The 3,478-nt window shown below is 69.5% G+C and carries 5 protein-coding genes; 3 read left to right on the top strand and 2 right to left on the bottom strand.

Annotation, left to right across the window (positions count from 1 at the left end; translation table 11 throughout):
- On the top strand, window positions 1–817 hold an 817-nt coding region (locus GJ629_RS15095; RefSeq protein ID WP_157513754.1), incomplete at its 5' end, for an MMPL family transporter.
- Here the strand turns inward: GJ629_RS15095 and GJ629_RS15090 are convergent.
- Window positions 800–1,876, bottom strand: coding sequence for a tubulin/FtsZ family protein (locus GJ629_RS15090; protein ID WP_157513753.1), 1,077 nt, complete (start codon window positions 1,874–1,876; stop codon window positions 800–802). The genes GJ629_RS15095 and GJ629_RS15090 overlap by 18 nt on opposite strands.
- 107 nt (window positions 1,877–1,983) lie before the next feature.
- Here GJ629_RS15090 and GJ629_RS15085 point away from each other — a divergent pair, with 107 nt between their 5' ends.
- Window positions 1,984–2,412 (top strand): DUF5791 family protein, encoded by a 429-nt coding sequence (locus tag GJ629_RS15085; protein WP_157513752.1) that lies wholly within the window; start codon window positions 1,984–1,986, stop codon window positions 2,410–2,412.
- Entirely contained in the window at window positions 2,409–3,287 is an 879-nt protein-coding gene (locus tag GJ629_RS15080) for an SDR family oxidoreductase (RefSeq protein WP_157513751.1), read from the top strand. The genes GJ629_RS15085 and GJ629_RS15080 overlap by 4 nt, the downstream gene beginning before the upstream one ends.
- Here the strand turns inward: GJ629_RS15080 and GJ629_RS16485 are convergent.
- Window positions 3,278–3,478: hypothetical protein (locus tag GJ629_RS16485; RefSeq protein ID WP_197428658.1), on the bottom strand; the 201-nt coding region annotated here is incomplete at its 5' end. The genes GJ629_RS15080 and GJ629_RS16485 overlap by 10 nt on opposite strands.

The following is a 3,478-nucleotide window of genomic DNA, read 5'->3' as shown; positions in this document are numbered from 1 at the left end:
CGACGCCGACGACGACGGGGTCCCCGACGGGAACTTGACGGCGGTTTACGACGCGCTCTACGCGGCCGCGCCCGACCGGGCGGCGACGGTGATCGAACGGAGCGACGGCGGCTCCTACCGAGCGCTGTTGCTCGGCACACCGGTCGATGCCGACGCCACCTTCGACACGCAGGGTGACCTGATGACCGCGGGCGCGGCGGCGGTCGAGGCCGACAGCGGCCTCACGGCGACGGCGGTCGGTATCGGTGCCGTGAGTGAGGCCGAGGCGGTCCAGACCGCAAACAGCATCTTCCGGACGATGGTCCTCGCGCTGGTCGCCGTCTTCCTCGTGTTGCTCGTCGTCTACCGCCTCGCGGAGGGCAGTGCGACCCTCGGGGCGATGACGGCGCTCCCCATCGCGCTGGTGACGGCGCTGTTGCTCGGGTCGATGTATCTGCTCTCGGTCCCGCTGACGCCCGTGACGGCGCTGCTCGTAAGCCTCGTCGTCGGCCTCGGGGTCGACTACAGCATCCACCTCTCGGACCGGTTCGCGCTGGAGTTCGACCCCGGGGAGGGAGTGGTGCCGGCGCTCGAACGGGCGGTCGTCGGCACCGGCGGTGCGCTGTTGGGCAGTACGCTCACCTCCGCGGGCGCGTTCACGGCGCTGCTGTTGCACCCCAGCCCCCAGTTCCGGAGCTTCGGGACCTTGGTCGTGCTGTCGCTGGTGCTGTCGTTTCTCGTCAGTGTCTACGTCCTACCGAGTCTGCTCGTGCTGTGGGCGCGCCACGGTCGACAGCGAGCGGCCGCCGTCTCGACGCGGCTAGAAGAGGTCCTCTAGGTCGTCGTTCTGGAATGCGTCGCCGGGGTCGGTCTCCGGTTCCTGCTGGGCGTGGGCCTCGCGGGCGCGGTCGAGGAACTCCTGAATGCGGGTCGAGCGCTCGACGCCGCCGAGCAGGACCAGCGCGGCAAGTCGGTCGCTCTCAAGGGGGAAGTCCCCGCCCCGGACCTCCAAACTGCCGGTCTCTTCTTCGAGCCAGCGGCGGGCGCGCTCGACGCCCTTCCGGGAGATGCGGTCCGGTTGCCCGGCGATGACGAGCAGTGCGGTCTCGGCCTCGACGGCGTTGGGGAGGCTCGTCCCCGTCAGGAGGGCGTTTCGCGCCGCGGAGGTGATCGTCGAGACGTTCTCACCGGCGTCCTCGCTGGCCGCCGCGGAGGCGTACCCCAGCGAGGCGATGCCGCCGGGTTTGAGCGTGTTGATGATCTCGCTGGAGTCGACGACGCTTTCGCCGACGCCCTCGACTATCTCGCCGGAAGCGAGCAACAATCCCACGCGCTGGGCGATGTTCTGGTTGATGGTGTCAAAGCCCTCTTCGAGGCTCTCGTCGGCTGAGTGCCAGGCGTCGTTGTCGATCAAAAGCGTCGCGTCGGCCTCGCGGACGATGGTCTTCAGCGACCGCCCGGCGTTCGCCTGATAGATCGACCCCTCGTCCCGTCCCGGGAGGACCCCGAGGACGTAGATGGGGATGTCGTAGACGCGTTGGAGTTCACGGGCGAGCATCGGCGCGCCGCCGGACCCGGTGCCGCCGCCGAGGCCGGCGACGATGAACACCGCCTCCGCGCGCGAGGAAACTCTGCCGTCGAGGCTGTCCATAACCTCAGTCGCCTCGGCCTGCATAATTTCGGCACCGAGTTCGTTGTCGCCGCCGACGCCGTGGCCCTTGACGCGCTCCTGGCCGATGAGCATCGTGTCGATGTCGAGTTCCGAGAGGTCCGCGCGGGCGCTGTTGACCGCAAGCGCTCCCTTGACCGCGTCGAACCCCATCTCGTAGTCGTACTCGGCGAGGGCCTGTGTGATCTTGCCGCCGGCTTGGCCCAGACCGATCAGGACGACTTTCATACACAGTGGGTCGGCACACCGAGTAATCAACGTTGTGACCAACCACCCGCCTGACAACACTTGCTGGACGCGCCACCGACTTGTACCCCAGCGACGTAGCGGGGGCTATGTTGACAGGCCGATTCGAGGACGCGGGCGAGCGCACACCCGAACAGCTCAGGGCCGACTACGAGGCCGCCATCGCGGCCGCCATCGACGGCGTCGACCCGGCGACGGCGGCCGAGCGGGCCGGTCTCGACGCGGCGACTATCGAGGCACTGCTCGACGGCGACAGCCCCGAACTCGAACTCACCGACGCCGCCGCACTGCTGGCGCTGGGCGAGGAGTACCCCGACGCCGACACCGTGGTCGCCGAGGCGCGGGACGTGTTGCTGTTGGGGATGACGACGGCCGTGATGGACGTCGACGCGCTGTCGTCGGCCATCGGGGGCGAGATAGCGCCCAAGCTCATCCAGCAGAAAGTCGAGGGACGCCACCCCATCACGCTCGCGGAGTACGCGACGCTGCACCACGCCATCGAGGCCCACAAGCGATGACGGTCGCAATCCTCGGCTGTGGCTACATCGGGCTGGAACTGGCCCGGCAACTCCGGTCGGACCACGACGTGGTCGGCGTCCGCCGGTCGGAGAGCGGCATCGAGGCCGTCGAAGCGACCGGCGCGAGTGGCGTGCGGGCGGACGTGACCGACGACGAGGCGCTGTCGGCGGTGCCGGACGCCGAGTGGGTCGTCTTCGCGGCCTCAAGCGGTGGCCGGGCCGCCGCGGCCGCCCGCGAGGTGTACGTCGACGGCCTCCGGACGGCCATCGACCACTTCTGCGCCCGGGAGTCCCCGCCCGAGCGGTTCGTCTACACCTCAAGCACGGGCGTCTACGGCGACCACGACGGCGACTGGGTCGACGAGGAGACGCCCATCGACCCGACGACGGAGAAGACCGAGGTGCTCGCCGAGGCCGAACGGCTAGCCGTAGAGCGGCCGGGCGAGGACACCGACGGGACCGTCGCGCGCTTTTCGGGCCTGTACGGCCCCGACCGGTATCGGCTCTCCCGCTACGTCGAGGGGCCAGTCACCGAGGGGTATCTCAACATAGTCCATCGCGCCGACGCCGCCGGGTCGGTCCGGCACCTCCTCGAATCCGACAGCGCGCGCGGACAAGTCGTCAACGTCGTCGACGACGAACCCGTCAGCAAGTGGGCGTTCGCGGATTGGCTTGCCGAACAGTGCGGCGAGCCGAGTCCGCCCAAACGGACCAAAGCGGAGCGACTGGGGAGCGACGACCTCTCGGAAGCCGCCAAGCGCCGTATCGGGACGAGCAAGCGCGTCTCCAACGACCGCCTGCGGGCGCTCGGCTACGAGTTCGAGTATCCGACCTTCCGGGAGGGGTATCGGGCGGCCGTCGAGTCCTACAAGTAGCGGCCGTTGACGAACCCGCCGACGCCGCCGCCGAGCGCGATCATCGGGAGGAATCGGAGGCGGGTGACGACGGCGAAAGAGACGAGGGCGACGGCGTCGGCGGCGAACGTGACGGGGTCGAGGCCGTAGTTGGCGACGGTCCACGCCGCGAGGCCGGGGGCGGCGACGGCGAGGACGACGCCGAGGGCGAT

The organism is Halapricum sp. CBA1109 (genome assembly GCF_009741825.1).
In the GTDB taxonomy this organism is placed as follows: Archaea; Halobacteriota; Halobacteria; order Halobacteriales; family Haloarculaceae; genus Halapricum.
The sequence above is the reverse complement of the archived record's forward strand: the minus strand, read 5'-3'. Positions and strand labels throughout refer to the sequence as shown.

Excerpts from the sequence above, each read along its gene's own strand:
- GJ629_RS15090 (WP_157513753.1), bottom strand. The coding sequence starts at position 1,876 with ATGAAAGTCGTCCTGATCGGTCTGGGCCAAGCCGGCGGCAAGATCACA.
- GJ629_RS15080 (WP_157513751.1), top strand. The coding sequence starts at position 2,409 with ATGACGGTCGCAATCCTCGGCTGTGGCTACATCGGGCTGGAACTGGCC.
- GJ629_RS15085 (WP_157513752.1), top strand. The coding sequence starts at position 1,984 with ATGTTGACAGGCCGATTCGAGGACGCGGGCGAGCGCACACCCGAACAG.